Origin of the sequence: Streptococcus sp. HMSC073A12 (assembly GCF_001812815.1) — a bacterium.
In the GTDB taxonomy this organism is placed as follows: domain Bacteria; phylum Bacillota; class Bacilli; order Lactobacillales; family Streptococcaceae; genus Streptococcus; species Streptococcus vaginalis.
The window spans coordinates 1-327 of sequence record NZ_KV810524.1 but is presented as its reverse complement, the minus strand read 5'-3'; the positions used below and the strand labels follow the sequence as shown (position 1 = coordinate 327).

The window sequence follows — 327 nt, the reverse complement described above, 5'->3', positions numbered from 1 at the left end:
CTATGAGCCGTATTCGTGTTCAAATCATGAATCAATTCGATCGAAAATCCCATGAATACAAGACCATCAAACGCTACTGGAAGCTTATACAGCAGAATAGTCGTAAACTGAGCGATAAGCGATTTTATCGCCCTACTTTTCGTATGCATCTAACCAACAAAGAGATTCTAGACAAGCTTTTGAGCTATTCAGAAGACTTGAGACACCACTATAATATCTATCAGCTCTTGCTTTTTCACTTTCAGAACAAGGAGCCTGACAAATTTTTCGGACTCATTGAGGACAATCTTAAGCTGGTTCATCCTCTTTTTCAGACTGTCTTTAAAA

1 pseudogene is annotated in these 327 nt (G+C 38.2%); it reads left to right on the top strand.

Going from position 1 to position 327, the window contains the following annotated elements:
• Window positions 1-327, top strand: a pseudogene (locus HMPREF2876_RS00225) (ISL3 family transposase); the annotation flags it as partial.